General features: G+C 61.7%; 19 protein-coding genes and 1 riboswitch. Of the genes, 12 read left to right on the top strand and 7 right to left on the bottom strand.

Going from position 1 to position 21696, the window contains the following annotated elements; translation table 11 throughout:
* Positions 1–5 precede the first annotated feature (5 nt).
* From ACVTFQ_RS20585 to ACVTFQ_RS20570, 4 genes are all read right to left on the bottom strand, one after another.
* Positions 6–827, bottom strand: coding sequence for an urea amidolyase associated protein UAAP1 (locus ACVTFQ_RS20585; protein ID WP_112949634.1), 822 nt, complete (start codon positions 825–827; stop codon positions 6–8).
* Positions 824–1648, bottom strand: a complete 825-nt coding sequence (locus ACVTFQ_RS20580; RefSeq protein WP_112949633.1) for an ABC transporter ATP-binding protein — start codon at positions 1646–1648, stop codon at positions 824–826. The genes ACVTFQ_RS20585 and ACVTFQ_RS20580 overlap by 4 nt, the downstream gene beginning before the upstream one ends.
* Positions 1645–2463 carry an ABC transporter permease gene (locus ACVTFQ_RS20575; protein ID WP_112949632.1) on the bottom strand — a complete coding sequence of 273 codons (819 nt, stop codon included), beginning with the start codon at positions 2461–2463 and terminating at the stop codon, positions 1645–1647. The genes ACVTFQ_RS20580 and ACVTFQ_RS20575 overlap by 4 nt, the downstream gene beginning before the upstream one ends.
* Positions 2464–2527: 64 nt before the next feature.
* Positions 2528–3601: a putative urea ABC transporter substrate-binding protein gene (locus ACVTFQ_RS20570; protein ID WP_112949631.1), complete on the bottom strand. Its 1074-nt coding sequence runs from the start codon at positions 3599–3601 to the stop codon at positions 2528–2530.
* A gap of 73 nt (positions 3602–3674) precedes the next feature.
* A riboswitch (guanidine-I (ykkC/yxkD leader) is annotated at positions 3675–3784 on the bottom strand.
* 183 nt (positions 3785–3967) lie between these two features.
* Between ACVTFQ_RS20570 and ACVTFQ_RS20565 the strand changes: the two genes are divergently transcribed.
* From ACVTFQ_RS20565 to ACVTFQ_RS20525, 9 genes are all read left to right on the top strand, one after another.
* Positions 3968–4771 (top strand): potassium channel family protein, encoded by an 804-nt coding sequence (locus tag ACVTFQ_RS20565; protein ID WP_112949630.1) that lies wholly within the window; start codon positions 3968–3970, stop codon positions 4769–4771.
* A gap of 85 nt (positions 4772–4856) precedes the next feature.
* On the top strand, positions 4857–5627 hold the full coding sequence (locus ACVTFQ_RS20560) for an SDR family NAD(P)-dependent oxidoreductase (protein ID WP_112436543.1): 771 nt from the start codon (positions 4857–4859) through the stop codon (positions 5625–5627).
* A 229-nt stretch (positions 5628–5856) separates the two neighbouring features.
* On the top strand, positions 5857–7185 hold the full coding sequence (gene hisD, locus ACVTFQ_RS20555) for a histidinol dehydrogenase (RefSeq protein ID WP_112436544.1): 1329 nt from the start codon (positions 5857–5859) through the stop codon (positions 7183–7185).
* 4 nt (positions 7186–7189) lie between these two features.
* Complete coding sequence (locus tag ACVTFQ_RS20550; RefSeq protein ID WP_112949629.1) at positions 7190–8203, top strand: zinc-dependent alcohol dehydrogenase; 1014 nt, start codon at positions 7190–7192, stop codon at positions 8201–8203.
* A gap of 49 nt (positions 8204–8252) precedes the next feature.
* Positions 8253–8990, top strand: coding sequence for a histidine utilization repressor (gene hutC, locus ACVTFQ_RS20545; RefSeq protein WP_112436546.1), 738 nt, complete (start codon positions 8253–8255; stop codon positions 8988–8990).
* A gap of 41 nt (positions 8991–9031) precedes the next feature.
* The gene (locus ACVTFQ_RS20540; RefSeq protein WP_112436547.1) at positions 9032–10324 is read left to right on the top strand and encodes a hypothetical protein; all 1293 of its coding nucleotides are present in this window, start codon (positions 9032–9034) and stop codon (positions 10322–10324) included.
* A 278-nt stretch (positions 10325–10602) separates the two neighbouring features.
* Positions 10603–11619, top strand: a complete 1017-nt coding sequence (locus ACVTFQ_RS20535) for an ABC transporter substrate-binding protein (RefSeq protein WP_112436548.1) — start codon at positions 10603–10605, stop codon at positions 11617–11619.
* Positions 11620–11643: 24 nt separating this feature from the next.
* Positions 11644–12501: an ABC transporter permease gene (locus tag ACVTFQ_RS20530; protein WP_112436549.1), complete on the top strand. Its 858-nt coding sequence runs from the start codon at positions 11644–11646 to the stop codon at positions 12499–12501.
* A 1-nt stretch (position 12502) separates the two neighbouring features.
* Positions 12503–13285, top strand: coding sequence for an ABC transporter ATP-binding protein (locus ACVTFQ_RS20525; RefSeq protein WP_112436550.1), 783 nt, complete (start codon positions 12503–12505; stop codon positions 13283–13285).
* Here the strand turns inward: ACVTFQ_RS20525 and ACVTFQ_RS20520 are convergent.
* Complete coding sequence (locus ACVTFQ_RS20520; protein ID WP_413391186.1) at positions 13282–15291, bottom strand: N,N-dimethylformamidase beta subunit family domain-containing protein; 2010 nt, start codon at positions 15289–15291, stop codon at positions 13282–13284. The two genes, ACVTFQ_RS20525 and ACVTFQ_RS20520, sit on opposite strands and share 4 nt — an antisense overlap.
* 346 nt (positions 15292–15637) lie before the next feature.
* Here ACVTFQ_RS20520 and ACVTFQ_RS20515 point away from each other — a divergent pair, with 346 nt between their 5' ends.
* The gene (locus ACVTFQ_RS20515) at positions 15638–15865 is read left to right on the top strand and encodes a hypothetical protein (protein WP_026282694.1); all 228 of its coding nucleotides are present in this window, start codon (positions 15638–15640) and stop codon (positions 15863–15865) included.
* A 47-nt stretch (positions 15866–15912) separates the two neighbouring features.
* On the opposite strand, the gene ACVTFQ_RS20510 is transcribed toward ACVTFQ_RS20515, so the two are convergent.
* A complete protein-coding gene (locus ACVTFQ_RS20510; protein WP_112436552.1) occupies positions 15913–16527 on the bottom strand; it encodes a biliverdin-producing heme oxygenase in 615 nt (204 codons plus the stop codon).
* A 286-nt stretch (positions 16528–16813) separates the two neighbouring features.
* Here ACVTFQ_RS20510 and ACVTFQ_RS20505 point away from each other — a divergent pair, with 286 nt between their 5' ends.
* Together ACVTFQ_RS20505 and ACVTFQ_RS20500 are read left to right on the top strand one after the other, a co-directional pair.
* A complete protein-coding gene (locus tag ACVTFQ_RS20505; protein WP_112436632.1) occupies positions 16814–17518 on the top strand; it encodes a GntR family transcriptional regulator in 705 nt (234 codons plus the stop codon).
* Between the two features lie 126 nt (positions 17519–17644).
* On the top strand, positions 17645–18586 hold the full coding sequence (locus tag ACVTFQ_RS20500) for a dihydrodipicolinate synthase family protein (protein WP_112436553.1): 942 nt from the start codon (positions 17645–17647) through the stop codon (positions 18584–18586).
* Positions 18587–18651: 65 nt separating this feature from the next.
* On the opposite strand, the gene ACVTFQ_RS20495 is transcribed toward ACVTFQ_RS20500, so the two are convergent.
* Positions 18652–21594: a PAS domain-containing protein gene (locus ACVTFQ_RS20495; RefSeq protein WP_112949628.1), complete on the bottom strand. Its 2943-nt coding sequence runs from the start codon at positions 21592–21594 to the stop codon at positions 18652–18654.
* Positions 21595–21696 lie beyond the last annotated feature (102 nt).

Raw genomic sequence — 21696 nt, 5'->3', positions numbered from 1 at the left:
CCTCCTTACGCCGATGCCATCGCGTTGTTTTCGAAACCCCTCACGGCTTCGGCCGTCGCCGTGCGCGCCAGATCGTCGGGCGCAGGTGCGGCCGCGCGGAAGCGGGTGATCGTGACCGGCTGCGGGGCGTAGACCGGGCTCGGGTCCAGCGGATGCGGGCAATTGGAGAAGCCGACGAGCATATCCATCTCGGCGCGCAGCTCGGTATAGTCACCGCTGTTGGAACGCTTGGCGCGCCAATGGAAACCGCCATCCTCATCCAGGCTGACGGGTGCGAAGAGATTGATCATGCCGGGAATATCACGACGGTGGAGCCCGAGCTTGGCCGCCAGGAGAACCAGGTTGTCGCGGGTATTGCGGGTCTTTTCACCCGGATATTTCGTAGCGTTGGTTGCGGCCGTGGAGCCGCCCATCAGGCAATCGTGAGCACCGGAGCTGTCTTCGGTGAGCGAAAACATCACGCGCCCCATATCGGAAAACAGCACGCGGCCTTTGCCAAGCGCCGTCGTCCATTGGACCTTCGCGGTATCGACCAGATTGAGCCGCTCGCTCGTATCATCGGCGTTCCAGGCAACGACGGCCACCGTTGAGCCACCCTCGCCCTGATCGACGCGAATGGCCTCGCCGCGCTTCAGCACGGTCGACCAGTACCAGCCACCCGGAATGACCTCCTGATGAATAACGGCGCTGCTCTCAAGCGTTGGTGCCGGCAGCGGGCTGGGCGTCGGAAGCGCCTTCGGCGCGAATTGCAGTCCTTTTCTCTGATGCTCTTCATAGCGGGCGCGGTTTGCCGCGATTTCTTCCGCAGAGCGGCTTACATGGATCATGCCTTATCTCCAGATGATGCCAGGTCGTCCTGGCGTTGCCCCGGAAATGCGATCGGGTCGTCCCGGTCAGGGCTGAAAATGGATGGCGTGCCCGCAAGGCGCGGGGGCCAGATCGAAATGTCGTTGGTGATCGACGCGCCGTAGCGCAGTTTCTCTTCCGGACGGTCGCGCCGCCGCTCGAAGGCAATGACGCGGCTCGCCAGCGTGAAAGCTTCGCGCATGTCGTGCGTGACCATGATGACGGTCATCTGCGTCTCGTTCCACAGCCGCTTCATCAGCGTATGGATTTCGGCGCGGATGCCGGGGTCGAGCGCGCCGAAGGGCTCGTCGAGCAACAGCACCTTGGGCTTCATGATCAATGCCTGCGCAAGTGCCAGGCGCTGCTGCATGCCGCCGGAGAGCTGCGACGGATACTTGCCCTCGGAGCCCGCCAGACCGACCTGCGCGATCAGATGCCGCGCCTCCTGCATCGCCTGCCTGCGCGCGGCGCCGAAGAGCTTGGCGCGATATCGGGCAGCGGTGAATTCCTTGCCCAGCATCACATTGCCGAGCACCGTCAGATGCGGAAACACGGAATAGCGCTGGAACACGACGCCGCGATCAGGCCCCGGTTCAGCCGGCAGCGGCTCGCCATCGAGCAGGATTGTTCCGCGCGTCGGCTGCTCCTGGCCAAGAAGCATGCGCAGGAAGGTCGTCTTGCCGCAGCCCGACGGGCCGACCAGCGCGACGAAGGCGCGCGACTGTACCGTCAGCGACACATCCTCGAGCACGATCTGGTCGCCATATTCCTTCCAGACCTTTTCAATCCTGAGCTCGCTCATGCCGGCTTCTCCAGCACGGACCAGGGGAAGACGGCGGCCGAGATGCGGTCGAGCACATAGTTCATCGCGACCGCAAGCAACGTGATCCAGATCACATAGGGGAAGATGATATCCATCGAGAGGTAGCGACGAACGAGGAAGATCCGGTAGCCGAGGCCGGAATCCGACGAGATCGCTTCGGCGGCGATGAGAAACAGCCAGGCCGGACCGAGCTGCAGCCTGAGACAGGTGATCAGCCGTGGAAGCACCTGCGGCAGCACCACCCGCAGGGCGATCTGCCAGGATGAGCCGCCCAAGGTCTCCGCCTTGACGATCTGCTCGCGCGGCAGTTCGAGCGCCTTCAGCGCCAAGTCGCGGATCATCGTCGGCGCGACGCCGATGGCGATCAGCGTGATCTTCGATGTCTCGCCGAGCCCCATGACGATGAAGAGGATCGGCAGCAGCGCCAGTGGCGGCACCATCGATATCACCGCCACAAAGGGCGCCAGCACTGCCCTGAGATAGGGCAGCATGCCGATCAGCATGCCGACAACCAGCGCGATCACGGTCGAGATGCCAAGGCCTGACAGCAGTCGGACGAGGCTCGCCGATGTGTCCGACCACAGCAGATACGCTCCCGTCCTCGGATCGGCGATGAAGGCCATGCGGTTGATCGCATCTCCAAGCACGGAGAGCGTGGGCAGAAGTTTGTCGTTGGCGTTTTCCGCCAGCCGCGCCGCCGAGCCGAAGGCATAGGCGATCACCAGCAGCACGAACGGCAACAGCATCAGGGCGAGTTGCGCCCCTTTGCTCGGCCTCGTGTTTATCCAGCGCATGAAGATGCTCCGTTCACGTTAGACAACGAACCGGCGCGAGTTCCCGCGCCGGCATCGGCGTCGCTTAAAGCGCGCCGTCGGCGGCGGCCTTCATGTAGGTTTCCGTGAAGCGGAGCTTGACGTTGCCGGCGTCGCCGAGAACCTTGCCATCGGGCATCTCGATGCCGATGACATCGGCGGACGGCGCGCCATTGCCGAGCAGCCCCTTCTCGAACAGGAAGTTGCGTACGAGATCCATGGTCTTCGGCAGGTTCGGCGAAGCGGTGAAGGCGACGGCATCCGCCGCCTTGTCGAACAGGCGGGTGACGGCCAGTTGCGCCTCGTATCCCTTGAGATCGGTTCCGGAGGCGGAGCCCATCGCCTCACGCGCCGCCTTGCCTTCGGCGCTATCGGCGGTCATCAGGGCGGTCGTCTCGTACCAGATGCCGGCGAGTGCCTTGCCGAAATTCGGATTGTCCTTGAGCACACCTGTATTGGCGACCATGAGGTCGATGATTTCGCCCGGGATTTGCGAGCTGTCGAACACCTTCTTGGCCGTCGGGTCTTCGAGAATGGTGGAGACGAGCGGGTTCCAGGTGACGACAGCCGTCACTTCGGGCGTCTTGTAGGCGGCGACCATGTCGGCATCCGACGTATTGACCACCTTCACGTCGCGCTCCGTCAGCTTGATGCTCTCAAGCGCGCGCGCCATCAGGTAGTGCGAGACGGAGAACTCGACGAGATTGACGTTCTGTCCCTTGACGTCGGCGAGGCTTGCCTTGTCCTTGAGGATGACGGCGTCATTGCCGTTCGAGAAGTCACCGACGATGACGGCAGTGGTATCAACGCCACCGGCCGCCGGAATGGAAAGGCCGTCCATATTGGTGAGCGTAACCGCATCGAAGGCACCGGCGGTATATTGGTTCATCGACTCGACGTAATCGTTGAACTGCGTGACCTCGATCTTGATGCCGTATTTATCGGCCCATTTCTTGACGATGCCGTGGTCAGCGGCGTAGCCCCAGGGCATCCAGCCGACATAGATGGACCAGGCGACCTTGAAATCGGTCTTCTGCTCGGCCCGGGCGCCAGCTCCGAAGCCGAGTGCCAGCGCTGTCGACAGCGCTGCGACTGAAATGATCTTCGAAAAAGTCTGCATTGAAATTCCCCTTTTGCGTATAGAAAAAGGGATTGGCACAGACCATCGCACCGCCAATCCCTTGGCTTACGAGGTCTCCCGGGCTTTTGTCCCGCCGTGCACCCGGTGGGATTTCTCCCCCAACCGGTGGCAGCTCTCGGACCAGTCACACATTTACGTGCCGGAACCCTAGCCACCAACTCTGCCCTTTCAAATGCAACATGCGTGCCAACTCGAAAATCGCGGTATTTCCGCATGGCTTGCTCGCGCATGCCAAAAAAAGCGGCGGCAGGGGCGGCGATTTTAGGCAGCTGCATCGGGGCCTGGATTTAATAGGTGCGGCAGCTTGGCGGTTGAAAAGCTGAAAGCGATTGATAGTTCTGGCGCATGAGCAACGCGCATACCGACTCAGGCGATGCAAACGGCATCGTCAAGAAACTCCGAAAACAACTGAACTGGCTGCAACGCGGGAGGGATATCCGTTCGCTTCAGCTGCAGGGTCTACTTGCCTTCGTGGATCTCGCCATCCTGGCCTTCTTCCTGTTCGGGCCATATCTGCGGACCGGGCCCTCCTATCTCATCATCGACTATATGATTGCCGTGTGGGTCACGATCGAACTGATCGCCCAGGCGATCGTCGCCGGCAGCCTGAAGGCTTTCGTGAAGCGGCCGATGAGCTGGATCGATCTCTTCATCCTGGCGACGCTGCTGCTTCCAGACTTGCTCTTCAACTTCACCTTTCTTCGGGCCATGCGGATCTGGGCGATCGGCAACAGCCCCTTCCTGAAGGAAGGCTTGAGGCGTCTCGGCTGCGCGCATCTGCTTGATGTGGTACGCGCCTGCGTCAACCTCGTGGTCTTCCTCTTCATCGTCACCGGCTTCGTCTATACGACGTTCTTCTACGGTCAGGGCGGATGGGAAGGCTTCGTGGATGCCCTCTATTTCACCGTGGCGACCGTCACGACGACAGGCTTCGGCGATATCACACTTCCAGGCGTCATGGGAAAGCTGACATCAATCGTCACGATGATCGTCGGCATTTCGCTCTTCGTCCGCCTCGCGCAGGCGGTCGTTCGGCCCTACAAGGTGAACTTCCCCTGCCCGCAATGCGGCCTGCAGCGCCACGATGCCGACGCCGTGCATTGCAAGGCCTGCGGACATCTGCTGAACATCCCCGACGAAGGCCAGTGACGGCGGCACCATCAGCCACGACCGTTATATGTATAGATATGATCGCGGAAAGATGCTTTCCTCGGCGCAACATCGGAGGGATCACATGTCCGGACATTCATTCAATCTGAAGGGGCGGGTCGCCGTCGTAACCGGCGCCAGCCGCGGCCTTGGCCAGGCGATCGCCCTTGCGCTGGCGGATGCTGGCGCGGACCTCTGCATCACGGCGAGAGAGCTGGCGTCGCTGCAGGACACGAAGGCAAAGGTTGAAGGCCGTGGTGTCCGCTGCATCGCCGTCGCGCAGGATGTCAGCGACCTTACCTCGATCGACGCCGCGCTGGAACAGGCCTGCGCTTTGACGGGCGGGATCGACATCCTCGTCAACAATGCCGGCATCGAGCAGGTCGCGCCTTCGCTCGACGTAAACGAAGCGCTGTGGGACCGCATTGTCGGAACCAATCTCAAGGGCGCGTTTTTCTGGTCGCAGGCGGCGGGCAAGCGCATGTCCAAGCAGGAGACCGGCGGGAGCATCATCAATCTCTGCTCGCTGACGTCGTTTGTCGGCGTACCCACTGCCGTTCCCTACGGCTCATCCAAATCCGGCTTGCTCGGAATGACCCGCGCGCTCGCCGCCGAATGGGCCGAGGCCGGCATCCGTGTGAACGCAATCGCGCCCGGCTATTTCAGGACAGCGATGACCGACGGCTTCTATGAGGACGAGGACTGGCAGGCGCGCATGCTGGCAAGGATCCCCCAGCGCCGCTTTGGCGAAGCAGCCGATCTCGGGGGCGCCGTCGTGTTTCTCGCCAGCGATGCGGCGGGCTATATCACCGGCCATTGTCTACCTGTCGATGGTGGCTTCCTCGCTTCCATCTGACGCATGACCACGCTTAAGTTGCAGCGCACAATTCTCGTCGCAAAGTGCGTTGACATGGCATGTATATACATGTTTCACTCGGCCAAAATAATAAAGCGGAACATCAATCCTCGACCTGAGCCACTGGTTTGAGTAGACAGCCGATCGAACGGACATCGGCGGCGAAGCTGTGCCCACTGCTGGGTTTTCGCCGGCGCTTGCCCAAGACGCCAACAAGGTTACGTGCACAATGACTGAAGTCTCCTTTTACGAATATTCGAAGCTTTCTTCAGACGAGAAATCGGCTCTGCTTCGCCGGTCGGAGACCGACATCTCCGGCTTTATCGAGAAGGTGGGCCCGATCCTTGAGGCCGTTCGCACGGAAGGTGACCGGGCCGTTGCACGCTTCGGCCGCGAACTTGACAAGGCCGACGTGTCGGAAAGCTCGATCCAGGTGACCGAGGCCGAGTTCGACGCTGCCTTCAAGCTCGTCGAGGACGACGTCATCGAGGCGATCAAGTTCGGTATATCCAATATCCGTACCTTCCACGAAGAGCAGAAGCCCGAGGCCATGTGGCTGAAGGAAATTCGCCCGGGTGCATTCGCCGGCGACCGCTTCACGCCGATCCAGTCGGTCGCGCTTTATGTGCCACGCGGAAAGGGTTCCTTCCCCTCGGTCACGATGATGACCTCAGTTCCGGCCGTGGTTGCCGGCGTGCCGAACCTTGCGATCGTCACCCCGCCGGCGCCGGATGGAAGCGTCGATGCCGCAACACTGGTCGCGGCCCGTCTCGCTGGCGTCAACACCGTCTACAAGGTCGGCGGCGCGCAGGCAGTCGCCGCCGTCGCCTACGGCACGGAAACGATCAAGCCGGCGCTGAAGATCGTCGGGCCGGGCAGCCCGTGGGTCGTCGCAGCAAAACGTCTTCTATCAGGCGTTATCGACACAGGCCTTCCGGCCGGCCCTTCCGAGGCGATGATCTTCGCCGACGACACCGTGCATGGCGGCCTTGCAGCACTCGACCTCTTGATCGAAGCCGAGCACGGCCCGGATTCGTCCGCCTATCTCGTCACCCACAGCCGCCGTGTCGCCGAAGAAGCGATCGCGGCCCTTCCGGAGCATTGGGGTCGGATGACGGAACAGCGCGTCGGCTTCTCCAAGACGGTGCTCACAGGCAAGTGCGGCGGCGTCGTGTTGACCTCTTCGATCGAGGAGAGCTATGCCTTCGTCAACGCCTACGCGCCCGAACACCTCGAGATTCTCTCGACAGACGCCTTCGCGCATCTCGGCCATATCACCGAGGCCGCCGAGATCCTGCTTGGACCACACACGCCCGTCAGCATCGGCAATTTCTGCCTAGGCCCGAACGCCGTTCTGCCGACCAGCCGGTGGGCGCGCACCTATGGCCCGCTTTCGGTGACCGACTTCGTCAAGCGGAGCTCGATCGGCTACGTCACGGCGCCTGCTTATCCCGAGTTTGCCGCGCATGCGCACAAGCTGGCGCTCTACGAAGGCTTCTCTTCGCACGCCAACGCCGTATCCGACGTGCGCGACGCCTATCTGAAGACGAAAGGCTGAGCCCTTGAAAGCGGTGCGCCTCCACGATGCGATGGATTTGCGGGTCGAAACGATCGACCCGCCGTCGGCCCCACCCAGTGGCTTCGTCAATGTGGAGGTCCGCGCAGCCGGCATCTGCGGCTCTGACCTGCACAACTTCCGCACCGGCCAGTGGATTAGCCGACGCCCCTCGACGGCAGGTCACGAGTTCTGCGGCCGGGTGACCGATGTCGGCGAAGGTGTCGAGCATCTAAAGGTCGGCGACTACGTGGCGGCTGACTCACGCGTCTACTGCGGCACCTGCCCGGCCTGCATGTCCGGCCGCAGCAACATATGCGAGGCGCTGGGCTTCGTCGGAGAAGCATGCGACGGCGGTTTTGCCGAGCATGTTCAGCTGCCAGCAAAACTGCTCTTCAAGCACGAGCCATCGCTGGCACCCAAGGTCGCGGCGATGGCGGAGCCGTTGGCGGTGGCGCTGCATGCCGTGCGACGGCTCAACCCAAGACAAAATGAACCGGTTCTCGTCATCGGTTGCGGCACGATCGGCGGCCTGAGCGGTCTGCTGCTATCGAGACTTCATAGGGGCAAACTTCTGTTTGCCGATACCAACGCCGAGCGCGCGGCGCTGGTCGCGCGCATCTGTGGCGGGACGGCTGTCGCCCTGGACAAGGCCGCGATCGATACGGCGCTGAATGGCGAACGGCTGCGCTATGCCATCGACGCGACGGGCAATGTTCATGCGATTGCCGCCGGACTCGATCTGCTTGCCGGTGGCGGCGCCTTGGCGCTTGTCGGCATCAGCCATGGCAAGCTGGATCTCGATCCGAATATCCTGGTCGAACGGGAAATATCGCTGGTTGGCTGCCACGCTTTCGCATCCGAGCTGCCGGAAGCGATCGCCGTGCTGCCTGAGTTGGAGCCGGCCCTTATCGAGTTCAGCGAGGTCCTGGCGTCGCTCGACGATGTCCCGGATGCCTATCAGCGGCTGCTCGAAGGCCGGAGCCAGAAATTGAAGACCATCGTCGAGATCGCGGATTGAGGTTCGCCACGCGATAGCCGGTCACGAGAACGAACTGGAGAGCTTGTCATTGAGTGCACTTTCGGATTCGGCATCGCCGCTCTACGAGAAGGTCAAGGACTTCGTGCTCGCGAACATCGGCAGCGGCAAGTGGGCGCAGAATGCCCGGCTGCCCTCCGAAAACGATCTCGTGAATTCGCTGGGCGTCTCCCGAATGACCGTCCATCGTGCGCTGCGCGAGCTCACCTCGGAAGGCCATCTTCGCAGGGTCCAGGGCGTCGGCACCTTCGTCGCGCCGCCCAAGGCGCAGTCGACGCTGATCGAAGTCAGCAACATCATCAACGAGATCCGTGATCGCGGCGGCAAGCATCGCGCCGGCGTCATCCTGCTTGAACGCGTCGAACATCCCGCGGCCGCGATTATCGACGCATTCGAGTTCGATCGGATCAAACCCGTCGACCACTCACTCGTCGTGCATTTCGAAAACGACATTCCGGTGCAACTGGAAGAGCGGTACGTCAACCCAGCGCTCGTCCCGCATTATCTCGATCAGGACTTCACCTCGATCGCGACACTGGAATATCTGCAGCGCTGCACGCCGCTGACCGAGGTCGAACATTTGATCAGCGCGGTGCCGGCCGGCCCGGAGCAGGCGCGCCTGCTGCAGATGCCCGAGCGCGACAGCTGCCTCGTTCTGCACCGCAAGACCTGGACCGGCGCCACGGTCGCGACCGTCAACACCTTCACCCATGTCGGCAGCCGTTACTCCCTCGGCAGCCGGTATCGCCCAACCCACAAGCCTGCCTGACAACACGCGTCAACACCAAGTATATTCGAGAAGCGCATTCCATGAGCCAGACCAACAGCCGAACCGCCATTATCCGCGATCACGCCAAGAAGCGTGATGGCGTGGCTGAGACACTTCTCGCCAACTTGCTTTTCGATCTGTTCGAGCTCGAGGCACAGAACCTCGCGATCAATTTCGACCAGTACAGCCTGAACTCGTTGAACGGCTTCTTCGAAAGTGGCGAGGAGAAATACTTCTTCAAGTTCCACCAGGAGGAAGGCGAGGAGAAGATGGGCGGCGAGTATTACCGCGCGGATATCCTGACGCGCGCGGGCCTTCCCGTCGATCAGCCGGTGATGATGTCGACCCTGCCAGGCGAACAGATCCTCGTCTACAAGCGCCGCTTCGACCCCCGGTTCTCCGACGTGCTGCGCGCGATCGATCTCGAGCCGGATGCGGCGGCAGCCGCTGACGCGGTGGATGCCGAGCGCAAGCTCAGCGAGGCCGTGCTGAAGGTCTATCTGGAGACGCTGCACCCGGTGACGCCGGGACAGGTGGCTGAAGAGCCCGTACACCGCCTGTTTTCCGCCCGCCTCGTCAGCGAACCCGGCGCGACATTCCCGGGTGGGCGCTACGAGAGCTTCTACATCGGCAAGCACTTCGCCTTCCCCGGCGTTTCGCTTGATTGGAGCGAATTCGCGGCGGCGCGCTTCGTCATCAACGGCATTGCCTATGAAAAGACGGTCGGCGAATTGTTTGACGACGCGCACGAGCGGCTGGCGCCGCTTCGCCTTGCCGATGCCGGCGGCGTCACCGCTCATGGCGACGCGCACAACGCGAACGTCTGGTATCGCAAAAGCGAGGACGGTGCGTCGCTGGCCTTCTTCGACCCGGCTTTTGCCGGCGAGCACATTCCAACCTTGCTTGCCGAAGTCAAAACCACCTTCCATAACATCTTTGCACACCCGCTCTGGCTCTACGAGCCGGCGTTGGCCGAGCAGAAATTCGACGCCCGAGCGCGCTACGCAGATGGCACCCTGCATGCCGATTTTGACTGGCAGCCAAGCCCGGTCCGTCAGGCCCTTCTCGACGCCAAGGCAACGGCGCTATGGAAGCCGTTGCTTACGGAGCTGAAAAACCGTGCGCTGCTTCCACAGGATTGGCGAACGGTGATCCGGCTCGGGCTCTTCCTTTGCCCAACGCTGGTCATGAACCTTCGCGCCGGCGCGGCCACGCATAATCCGACTTCCTCGCTGATCGGCTTTTCAACCGCCGTCATGGTGGGCAGCGAGCCGACAGAGGGGACGGATATCGTGACCCGGTTCCTCGACGCGATCGATCCGGAGCATGTGTAAGATGAGCGCTTCCAGCCATCACGAATTCGCCAAAACGCGACATCAGCGATTGCCGAAATCGACAGGCACATTCATAGAGGGGTAGAGGTTTTCTGACTTTTCGCGGCGTCAATTGGCGTTGTCGCGCAGATTCAGATTTACAAGTTCGGGCAAAGAAATGACTATACATAATGCTGTTCAGCCGACCGCCCAAAATATAGGCTGAACATACAAAACACACGAATGACGTCTCGGCTTCGAGCCTAGCGAACACATCATCGTAGAAAAGAGGGGTTACCATGACATACGCATCGATCAAGTCTCACATGTCGCGCCTGGCCATCGTCGCCGGCGTTATCGGCGCTCTCACGCAGGCCGTCCCGGCTGCAGCAGCCGACATTCCCGCCAAGCCGGAAGCAGGCACCTTCAAGCTCGGCATCGAGCCGTGGCTCGGCTACGGCCAGTGGCACGTCGCCGCCAGCAAGGATCTGTTCAAGAAGTCCGGTCTGGAAGAGGTTGAACTGGTCAACTTCACTGAAGACAAGGACCTGAACGCGGCGCTCGCCAGCGGCCAGCTGGACGCGGCCAACATCGCGACCCACACCGCGATGGGCATGGTCGCCGCCGGCCTGCCGGTGAAGATCGTCTCCCTCCTCGACTTCAGCCTCACGGCCGACGCCATTCTCGCCGGCAGCGACATCAACAGCGTCGCCGACCTGAAGGGCAAGAGCGTCGCCTATGAAGAAGGCACGACCAGCGACATCCTGCTCAACTACGCGCTCGCTGCCAACGGCATGACCATCGACGATATCACCCGCGTTCCGATGCCGGCCGCCGATGCGGGCTCCGCTCTGATCGCCGGCCGGGTTCCCGTTGCCGTGACCTACGAGCCCTACATCTCGACCGCACGCGCGCAGGACAAGGCCATCAAGCTTCTCTTCGAAGCCGGCAAGGATCCGGGCCTCGTTTCGGACGTGCTGGTTGTTCGCGAAGACGTTCTGAAGTCCAAGCCGGGCCAGGTTCTGGCCATGCTGAAGGCGTGGGACGCAGCGCTTGCCGACTATAAGGCCAACACCGCCGAGGACCGCGCGATCATCGCCAAGGCTGTGGGCGCATCGCCTGAGGACCTCGCAACCGCATTCGATGGCGTTCAGTATTACACGACCGCTGAAGCGTCCAAGGCCTTGGCCGGTGAGTTCAAGACCAAGACCTTCGTCGATGTCTTGAAGGCTGCAAAGCTTGCCAAGATCCTCGCCCAGGACGTGACCGCCGAACAGATGATCGACTCGTCCTTCGTCGACGCGGCCAACAAGTAACGCGCTACCCGAGACGGATCATCCATGTCGGCATCACAATCCTCGTCTGCCAGCACCGACACTCGCGCGCCTTCGCGCGCGGGTGTCGGGCGACCGCCCAGTGCATTCCGCATCGGTGATCCGCTCGGCGCAAAAACGTTCCTCCTGATCGCGATATGCGTCTTCGCGCTGCTGTTTGCCTTTTGGTGGGCGGCGACCGCGACCGGATGGGTCAAGCCCATCTTCCTTCCGAGCCCGGGCGCTGTCTGGACCAAGATGGTGGAACTGACGCTTGACGGGACGTTGCTGAACGATGCCGGCATCAGCATCTATAGAATGCTCGTCGGCTTCGCGCTGGCGTCCTTGATGGCGATCCCGATCGGCATCATGATCGGCTGCTACCGCACCTGGGAAGCGGCGATCGAACCGTTCATAGACTTCGTCCGCTACATGCCTGTCGTCGCCTTCGTGCCGCTGACGATCCTGTGGGCCGGAACGAGCGACATCCAGAAATTCGTCATCATCTGGATCGGCACGTTCTTCCAGCAGGTGCTGATGGTGATGGACAGCGTCAAGCGCGTGCCGCCCGACTTCGTTGGGCTTGGCCGAACGCTCGGCCTGTCGGAACCGAAGATCCTCTGGCGCATCGTTCTGCCGTCGTCGCTGCCGGGCATCTGGGATACGCTCCGCATCAGCATGGGTTGGGCCTGGACGTGGTTGGTTCTGGCGGAACTTGTCGCGGCCACCTCGGGGCTCGGCTACCGCATCGTGGTGTCACAGCGCTATTTCCAGACGCAGACGATCATAGGCTACATCCTGCTTCTTGGCATACTTGGTCTGATCACCGATCAGAGCATGAAGGCTCTCGAGCGTGTTTTCTTCCGTTATACGTCGAGACATTGATATGACTGAACCGAAACTGAAGATCCAATCGCTCAACAAGTGGTACGGATCGGGCAAGCGAAGCGTTCACGCCCTCAGCAACATCGATCTGGAACTGGCCGACAACGAGTTCGTGTCGCTGGTCGGCGCCTCCGGGTGCGGCAAGAGCACGCTTCTGTCGATCGTCGCCGGCCTCCAGAAGTTCAACGACGGCGTGCTCCTGACCGATGGCGCGCCGATCGTCGGCCCCGGCCTCGATCGCGGCGTCGTCTTCCAGTCCTATACGCTGCTGCCATGGCTGACCGCGCAGCAGAACGTCGAGTTCGCCCTTCAGGCGGCAGGCCTTTCGGCTGCAGAACGCAGGGAAGTCGCGCGGCACCATATCAACCTAGTGAAGCTCGACCGTTTCGCCGATGCCTTCCCCTCGCAGCTATCAGGCGGCATGAAGCAGCGCGTCGCCATCGCACGCGCGCTGTCCTATCGGCCGAAGATGCTCCTGATGGACGAGCCCTTTGGGGCGCTGGATGCGCTGACGCGCCACCAGATGCAGGAACTGTTGACGCAGATCTGGGAGGAGCATCGCCTGACGGTGCTGTTCGTCACCCACGACGTCGAAGAGGCCGTCTACCTCTCCGACCGCATCATTTCGATGAGCATCAATCCCGGCCGCATCAACGCCACCTTCCATGTCGGCCTGGCGCGCCCGAGACATCAGGACATGATCTCGACCGCGGACTTCATCTCCATTCAGAAGGAAGTGCTGGCGGCGATCCGCGCGGGTTCGCAGCAAGACGATGCGCTTTAACCCGTAAACCGGCCGACGAGATTGAGCATGATGCGGCCAACGTCGTTGTCTTCTCCCGGCGCCGGCAGCGCGCCGATCCACGCGACAGAGCTGGCGGAAAACACCAATCCGCCGGCCTCGTGCCGGTAGATCGTCATATCCGATCGCCGCATCGCGGCCCGCTCCGCTTCACCATCGGCAAGCCAGAGATCGGGGCGCACCTGAAAACTGTCGTCGAAGCCATCCGCGACCGCCAGCCGAACCAGGTTGGCGGGCGTTTCCTCCGAGCGCAGCACCGCATCCACCTCATATCCCGCCGCACCACCGAGCACCGCGCCGCTGTCGCCAAAGACGTCGCCGACGCCATCGAACAGCCATGCATATTCGGCGCCGTAGCTCCCCTCCAAGCGGCGGTAAGGTCTTGATGGGCCAAAGCTCATGATCACATAGGTGACACCAACCAGCGCCTGGGGATGGCGGTTGCCGCGATCTTCCCAGTTTCCGCCCGGCTCGCCCGTCATCGAGAGATGCATCTCGCCCGGGCGACCGCTCCAGATGTCGTTCTTGCCGCGCCGCAATTCCATCTTGTCGCCGTCGAAGGCGACGACCCAATAGAAGCCGTTGCCACCGAGATAGCCGAGGCTGCCGCCGGAGCCTAGATAGCGATCCAGCCCGATCATCATCGCCGACGACCAGTATTCCGGATGACTGCCCGTGAGCACCAGGCGATAGGGCGAGAGGCTGTCGACGCCTTCGTCGTGAAGATCGCGATCGGTCAGCACATCGACCGCGATGCCATGCCGCGCGTAGAATTTCAGCAGCTGCAGATCGACAGAGAGCAGATGCGGCGAGTTCGACAGAGGGTAGTGATAGTCATCCCTTAGCGTCGCGCGCGGGCGCCGGCTCGAGGTCAGGTTGACACCGCTAAGGTCGCTGTGCGTGTCGTAGAGGCCCAAGAAATTGTTGTCGATCGCGAACAGATGCGCGCGGTCGCTGCCATGCCAAGGGTAGCGATGCGGTGGCAGCTGTTCGTCGGCGTAGGCGAGATAGGTCGCGGTCGGCATCAGCACCGCCACGTTCGATTGAGGCTCGCGTGGGCGAACGAAGAAAGGTAGCGTCTCCACGCCGCGATCCGTCCTTATCTCAAGCGCATAGACGCCAGATCGGGCGTCCTCGGGAATGTTAACACTCAGATCAGCCGCCCAGTCGAAGCCGCCGAAGTCATCGTCGTGCAGGTGGATGGCATCGAAATGATCGGGGGCCAGACGAGGATCATGCATCTCGCCGGAAAAGCGCGGCGAGGCGACCGCAAATGTCGGCGTATTGTGGAGGATGATCGGCGGGTTACCTTGCTGCACGGGCGGAATGTCGCTTACCGGGCCACGGGTGGGAAAGCGCCATTCCGTCTCGTGGTCAGCGCTGGTTAGCCGGATGCGGCCGAGCCTGGCATTCAAGGTCTGGCGCGATCGATCCGAGACGCCGCCGATGCAGATCGGCCCGGTGATATCCACCGCGACGCGCGGGATCGTGCATTCCGCTATGGCCGACAGGTCGGCACGCCTGACCCTGTAACCTACCGCGCTCGGCGAGACCGAGACATCGAGCTGATACCATCGCTCGTTACGAACGCCGGCGACGGCATGGCTTTCGCCCTCGATCACGGCAACCAAGCGGCCATCCGGCTCCAGGTTCAAGAGCAGCGGACCGATCGCGACAACCGGCTTCGTTGTCTCGTTCCGGGTGAAGAGGATTTCGAGGGATAGTCCATAGATGACAGACCGAAGAGCCGTAGCCGGAATCTCGGCCCAGGAGCCAAGGTCATACTCGCGGATCGAAAACGCATCCGAATGCCGTGCAATCTCCCATTCGACTGCAACCGGCTCGTCGCGATCAAGCGTGACGATCCTCACGCTTGCGTTCGGATCGACGCTGGAGAGAAAGGCGCCCGTAGCGGAGCCTGCCTTCACGCTCCACGGCTCGATGAAACCAACCGCAGCCATTGCATCGTGGTTCAATCGCTTTCGCATGCGGCACCCCGTATTCTCAAAGTCGGGCGGCAATCCGATGGCGACCCGGTTATCAGCAGGAATTTTGTCTATACATCTTGGCGCCGTCAAGCACGGCGCCGGCCGAGATATTTCTGCGATGCGTACCAAACCGACAGATTCTGGCCTGTTAACGACGCCATCAATGCGCTAAGAGCGCGTTGGTCGCATTCGTTTTCCCCGATGCGGCCGAAACTTCAGCCTCGCCCTTCGCGAGGCTTTTTCTTTGTCCGCCACCCCTTCTCCAAAAGGTGGACAACCCTTTCCAAGCGTTGAACTTTTTATCTCCCTAATGCACGATATGTGCAATGCGAGGGAGGCTCACATAATGCGTTCAGGATTGGGGACGATCACTATTGCCGATGACGGGCATAACGGCCATGTCGCCTACGAAATGACCGAGAAAGACGGGCTATTGTTTGCCGGCGAAGAATTGCTGCGGCGCGCGAAGGCCGCCAAGCGGGTTATTTTCCGGCCGCTGTCCGCCGCGACCGAACACCGAATCCGCATCGGAAGCGTCGATGCGAGTTGCGCCAACTTCTTGATCCTGACCTGAGCCGGCTGGAGCGCCGGCACAGGCTGGGCCGATAAGGCTCGGCGACTTCAGCGTCGCGCGAAGGCGAGCTCCGCGAAATCGTAGACGCGCGCGAAGGCGGCGTCCGCCCCGGCGATGGCCGCCCGTTCCTCATCATCAGTCAACTCGACGCTATCGAGCGCTGCCGTGAAGGTGCGCCAATGCAGGCCACGTCCTTCCGGCGCACCGGCGAGGTGGCGCGCGCCCATGTTCTCGTCGAGGCCGAGCTTGGCCGCGTATTTCAACAGGAAGGCGGCGCCGAGATTGGAGCCTTCGATCACATAGAGCCATCCGAGGGCTTCGCCGAGGGCGACCTTCTCTCCCCTGGGGAATATCGGTGCGCTATCCGCTTTCGGCATCGCAACACCGAGATCGGCAAAATCCTGCTCGATCAGCGCCAGCCTGCGGCGACCGGCGAGATCCGGCAGCAAGGCGTCGAGCTCTTCATTGAAGAACAAGGCATCGAGATCCCGGTGAAACAGATACTGCATGGTGACGAGGCGAGCGTAGCTCCCCCGATCCGCGAAGGGATTGAGCTGCATGATGCGCTTGTCCAGGCGCTCATGCGCTGCATGCGTCGCAGCTTTCAGTCGCTTGGTGCGCGTGTCCTCGATTACCGGCGAGATCTCAGTCGCAATCGACATACATTCAATCCTTCAATCAGTTTCGGCCTTCAAACGGGCCATAGCGGATAAATCTATAACGGCATTATCGTCCATCCAGCCCACAAGACCAAAGATCTCATGGAGGCGGGCCGAGCCATATCACGACGCCAACATGGCCGCTTGATTCATGACAATAGTCCTCAGCTTTTTATGAGTGATGCATGGGCCAGTGTCGACATGGAATATATTATTTGATGCTTCGTCGCGTTCGCTGATATGCAGCAAAAGACAAGAATTTGCGGCAGCCTATGGAGGACGACAGTTGTTGGATGACACGGAGAAGCAGCCGGTACACAAGCGAGGCTACGGCGTCTCGACGGTCTATGAAACCCTGCGCAACGAGATCATCGAGCTCAAGCTGGCGCCCGGCAGCCCCGTGGACGAGCAGCAGCTTTCGGACCGTTTTTCGCTGTCGCGCACCCCTATCCGCGAGGCGCTGGTGCGGCTGGCGGCCGAGGGCCTGATCACCACACTCACCAATCGCACAACAATTGTCTCCAACATCGACTTTCTCGGGTTGGGCGAATTCTTCGATGCGCTGACGCTGATGTACCGCGTGACGACGCGGCTCGCGGCAGCCAATCATCAGCCATCCGACATCGACGGCATCCGGGCGCTGCAGCTGCAATTCCAGACCGCCGTCGAGGCGCGCGACGTGCTGGGGATGATCGCCACCAACCGCGATTTCCACGTCGCCATCGCCGAGGCCGGCCGCAACCGCTATTACACGGACCTCTTCACGCGATTGCTCGACCAGGGCCGCAGGATCCTCAGGCTCTACTATTCGTCCTTCAACGACGTGCTACCACGCCAATATGTTGGCGAGCACGAGGACATGATCCAAGCGATCATCAATCGTGACATCGACGGTGCCGATAAGCTTGCCGCCGCCCATGCCGACCAGATCGTCAGCCAGATCCGCTCCTACATCACCGCCGACAACCGGCAGACCGCACGGTTGCCGCTCTAACTCTCACAGCGATCCTCTCTTGTATTTTTATTGTCGACACGAAGTCGGCATGATGATAGATACGGCTTCAGCAAATGGGCGGAGCTTTCTTCTGGCCTCGTTCGGCGATCAAAAGAGGAAAAACAGATGGCAGATTCAGTTTTCAAAGGTTGCATCCCGGCGCTGATGACGCCGTGCAATCCCGACCGCAGCCCGAACTTCGACGCGCTGGTGGAAAAAGGTAAGGAACTCGTAGCGGCTGGTATGTCCGGCGTCGTCTATTGCGGCTCGATGGGAGATTGGCCGCTTTTGACCGACGAACAGCGGCAGGAAGGCGTCAAGCGGCTTGCGGAAGCGGGCGTCCCTGTCGTCGTCGGCACCGGTGCGATCAACACGCGGTCGGCCGTCAGCCATGCCGCGCACGCCGCCAAGGTCGGTGCCAAGGGCCTGATGGTTATCCCGCGCGTCCTGTCGCGTGGCTCTTCCGTCGCAGCACAACGTGATCATTTCTCGGCCGTGCTCGCCGCCGGCAAGGACCTGCCCGCCGTCATCTACAACAGCCCGTACTACGGCTTCGCGACGCGCGCGGACCTGTTCTTCGACCTGCGCTCGCGCTTCTCCAACCTTGTCGGCTTCAAGGAATTCGGCGGCAAGGCTGATATGACCTATGCGGCCGAAAACATCACCGCCGGCGATGACGCGCTGACCCTGATGGTCGGCGTCGACACGGGCGTCTACCACGGCTTCGTCAATTGCGGCGCCGGCGGCGCGATCACCGGCATCGGCAACGCGCTTCCCAAGGAAGTGCTGCACCTCGTCTCGCTCTGCGAGAAGGCCGCCAAGGGCGATGCCCAGGCACGCCGCGATGCGCGCGAACTGGAAGAAGCGCTGATGGTGCTCTCGACCTATGACGAAGGCCCGGATCTCGTGCTGCACTACAAGTATCTCTTGGTGCTGAACGGCGACGACCGCTATTCGCTGCATTTCAACGAGAGCGACAAGCTTAGCGCCTCGCAGCGTCGCCATCTCGAGAAGCAGTACGAACTCTTCCGCAACTGGTACGCCTCGCGCTACCCGACGGCTGCCTGAGTTTCACGACAACAGCATAAGCGCCGGCCAATCGCGTGGCCGGCGTAATTGTTATCTGGATCGGGCTACGTTTGACGCTTGGTTGCCCAGGCCCGCTCGACAGCCGATTTCAGTTCCGTCTCGGAATAGGGCTTGCGCAGCAGGAAGGCCTTGGCGGGAGCGCCAGCCGGCAGACTGTGTTCGCCCGTCGCGAACACGACGGCGACGTCTGGATGCAGACGAAGCACGGCAACGGCAAGGTCGATGCCGCTTATATCGGGCAAGCCGATATCCGCGACCAGCACGTCGATCTCGTTCGCCTGCAGGAATTCCAGCGCCTCCGCGCCATCCGCCGCTTCCGTCACCTGATGCCCCAGATCGAGCAGCATTTCGGCCGTGTTGGAGCGGATCAGGAAATCGTCCTCGACAAGCAGGATTCGCGGCCCTACCACCGCAACGGGCTGATCGATCGGCGCCGTGTTTCGCGGCGACGACGCCTGGCTGATCTGCTTCTGGTTGGCGATCACATGCCGAAGCCGGCGCGCCAGCGCCTCTCTCGTATAGGGCTTCGATAGCAACTCGACGCCGGGGTCGAGCCTTCCACCGTGCACGATCGAGTTTTCCGTGTAGCCTGACGTGAAGAGCACCGCCACGCCGGGTAGCCGCTCCTTCGCGCGGCGCGCCATCTCACTGCTCTTCAGCGGTCCGGGCATGACCACGTCGGTGAAGATCACGTCGATCTGCATGCCACTTTCGATGACATTCAGCCCGGCCTGCGCGTCCTTGGCGGTCAATACGCTGTAGCCGAGATCGGACAGCGTCTCGACAACGATCGAGCGGACTTCCTCGTCATCCTCGACCACAAGCACCGTTTCAGTGCCGCCGACCACCGGCCCGCCATGGACGGTCACCTCACGGTCCTCGTCGGCCACCGAACGCGGCAGATAGATGCGCACCGTCGTTCCCTGATCCACCTCGCTGTAGATCTTCACATGTCCGCCCGACTGCTTGACGAAGCCGTAGACCATGGACAGCCCAAGCCCCGTTCCCTTGCCCTCGGGCTTGGTAGAGAAGAACGGCTCGAACACCTTGTTCAAGATATCAGGCGACATGCCCGTGCCGGTATCGGTGACCGCGAGCATCACATACTGGCCCGGCATCACCTCCTGGTGGCTGCGCGCATATTCCTGGTCGAGTGCAGCGTTGCCCATCTCGATCGTCAGCTTGCCGGAACCGCTCATCGCGTCGCGCGCGTTGATCGCCAGGTTGAGCAGCGCGTTTTCCACCTGCGTGGGGTCGGCATAGGTGTTCCACAGCCCGCCGCTGGTGATGACCTCGATCTCGACCGCTTCGCCGAGCGAACGCCTCAACAGATCGTCCATGCCGCTAATGAAGCGGGCGATGTTGATCACCCGAGGCTCCAGAGCCTGCCGGCGGCCGAAGGCGAGCAGCTGGCTTGCGAGCTTCGCGCCGCGATTGACGCCGGCCAGCGCATTGGCCAAGCGCCGCTCCGCCCGCTCATTGCCCATCAGGTCCTTGGACAGGAGTTGCAGGTTGCCGGAGACCACCTGCAGCAGATTGTTGAAGTCATGCGCCACACCGCCCGTCAGCTGGCCGATCGCTTCCATCTTCTGCGCCTGCTGCAGCGCGCGCTCGGTCTGGTGGCGCTCGGCGATCTCGGCTTCGACCCGTGCCTCAAGGCTTTCGTTGAGCTGCCGCAGCTGCTCCTCGGCCCGCACGCGATGGCGAACCTGCCGTTCGAGGCTGGTGGCGTGCTCCTGAAGGCTGGCCTCGGCCTCGCGCTGCTCGGTGATATCGGTGTGAACGCCGACCCATTCCTCGATTTCGCCCGAAGCGTCGAAGATCGGAACGCCGCGAATGGCGAACGTCCTGTAGACGCCATCGGCGCGCCGCACCCTATGCTCGTGGACATAGGTCGATTTCGCCGCGACCGCAGCCTTCCAGCTCTCGACCGAGCCTTCCTGGTCATCCGGGTGAACGGCGTCCGCCCAGCCGTAACCCTGATAGCTCTCGAAAGGTTGCCCCGTCAGCGCCGACCATGCCGGCTGCTCGCCGAGCATGCGTCCGTCAGCGGCGTTCGTCCAGATCACCCCGTGAACGGCGTTCACCGCCGCGCGGAAGCGGCCATTGCTCCGCTGCAGGGCGACTTCGGAGCGCTTGCGATCCTCGATGTCGATCATCACCACGTAGATGCCTTCGACATCGCCGCTGGATGTTCGCCGCGGTACGTAGCGTATCTCGACGTTGCGGTCGGTTCCATCAGGCCGGACGATCGATGTGTCGGTGATGATGCGGTCGCCGGCCATCGCCTGCTCGACCAGCGGGAGGCGTGTCTGGTAGCTCGCCTGGCCGATCACCTCGGACACATGCTTGCCGACGACATCGGCAGCATCCAGGCCGAACCATTCCATGTAGCCCTGATTGGCGAAGCGGTAGATATGGCCGCGATCGATGAAACCGACGAGGATGGGGAGCGCATCCGTCAGCCGTTTCAGCTCCTCGCGGCTTTCCGCGAGCTCAGCCACCGCTTTCACCTTGTCGGTGTTTTCAAGCACGGTGCAGAGAACACCGTTCACCTTGCCGTCGTCATCATAGATCGGCGTGTAGAACAGGTCGAAAACGACTTCCTCAGGGACGCCGTGGCGATGCAGGACCATCTTCTGGTCGCGGTAGGACTGGACTTCGCCGCGGAAGCCGGCCTCGAGAATCTTGCTGTTCCAATCCCAGATCTCCGGCCAGATGCCGGGAACCGTCGCGCCAAGCGCGCGCGGATGATAATTGCCGGCAATTTCCACATAGCCGTCGTTATAGATCATCACATGATCATCGCCCCACATCAGCACCTGCGGGATGGGCGAATTGACGATCGAATTGACCTTGATTCTCAGGTTCTGCGGCCACGCGCTGATCGGGCCAAGCGAGGTTGCCGCCCAATCGAAACGGCGAACGAGTTCTCCGGTTTCGCCGCCACCGATGGGCCAATGGCCGGACGTGAACTGATAAGTCATAAAGCCACCAAATGAACCAGAAATTCTCTTGTTTCATAGGGGACGGGAATGGCCCTGTCCATGGCGCTGGGGCGAGAACAAGCGCCCCGGCAGACATAATAT

It is taken from the genome of Rhizobium sp. O111, assembly GCF_055616315.1.
This window is presented reverse-complemented; position numbering and strand designations above follow the sequence as displayed.

Excerpts from the sequence above, each read along its gene's own strand:
- ACVTFQ_RS20585 (WP_112949634.1), bottom strand. The coding sequence starts at position 827 with ATGATCCATGTAAGCCGCTCTGCGGAAGAAATCGCGGCAAACCGCGCC.
- ACVTFQ_RS20580 (WP_112949633.1), bottom strand. The coding sequence starts at position 1,648 with ATGAGCGAGCTCAGGATTGAAAAGGTCTGGAAGGAATATGGCGACCAG.
- ACVTFQ_RS20575 (WP_112949632.1), bottom strand. The coding sequence starts at position 2,463 with ATGCGCTGGATAAACACGAGGCCGAGCAAAGGGGCGCAACTCGCCCTG.
- ACVTFQ_RS20570 (WP_112949631.1), bottom strand. The coding sequence starts at position 3,601 with ATGCAGACTTTTTCGAAGATCATTTCAGTCGCAGCGCTGTCGACAGCG.
- ACVTFQ_RS20565 (WP_112949630.1), top strand. The coding sequence starts at position 3,968 with ATGAGCAACGCGCATACCGACTCAGGCGATGCAAACGGCATCGTCAAG.
- ACVTFQ_RS20560 (WP_112436543.1), top strand. The coding sequence starts at position 4,857 with ATGTCCGGACATTCATTCAATCTGAAGGGGCGGGTCGCCGTCGTAACC.
- hisD (WP_112436544.1), top strand. The coding sequence starts at position 5,857 with ATGACTGAAGTCTCCTTTTACGAATATTCGAAGCTTTCTTCAGACGAG.
- ACVTFQ_RS20540 (WP_112436547.1), top strand. The coding sequence starts at position 9,032 with ATGAGCCAGACCAACAGCCGAACCGCCATTATCCGCGATCACGCCAAG.
- ACVTFQ_RS20535 (WP_112436548.1), top strand. The coding sequence starts at position 10,603 with ATGACATACGCATCGATCAAGTCTCACATGTCGCGCCTGGCCATCGTC.
- ACVTFQ_RS20530 (WP_112436549.1), top strand. The coding sequence starts at position 11,644 with ATGTCGGCATCACAATCCTCGTCTGCCAGCACCGACACTCGCGCGCCT.
- ACVTFQ_RS20525 (WP_112436550.1), top strand. The coding sequence starts at position 12,503 with ATGACTGAACCGAAACTGAAGATCCAATCGCTCAACAAGTGGTACGGA.
- ACVTFQ_RS20520 (WP_413391186.1), bottom strand. The coding sequence starts at position 15,291 with ATGCGAAAGCGATTGAACCACGATGCAATGGCTGCGGTTGGTTTCATC.
- ACVTFQ_RS20515 (WP_026282694.1), top strand. The coding sequence starts at position 15,638 with ATGCGTTCAGGATTGGGGACGATCACTATTGCCGATGACGGGCATAAC.
- ACVTFQ_RS20510 (WP_112436552.1), bottom strand. The coding sequence starts at position 16,527 with ATGTCGATTGCGACTGAGATCTCGCCGGTAATCGAGGACACGCGCACC.
- ACVTFQ_RS20500 (WP_112436553.1), top strand. The coding sequence starts at position 17,645 with ATGGCAGATTCAGTTTTCAAAGGTTGCATCCCGGCGCTGATGACGCCG.
- ACVTFQ_RS20495 (WP_112949628.1), bottom strand. The coding sequence starts at position 21,594 with ATGACTTATCAGTTCACGTCCGGCCATTGGCCCATCGGTGGCGGCGAA.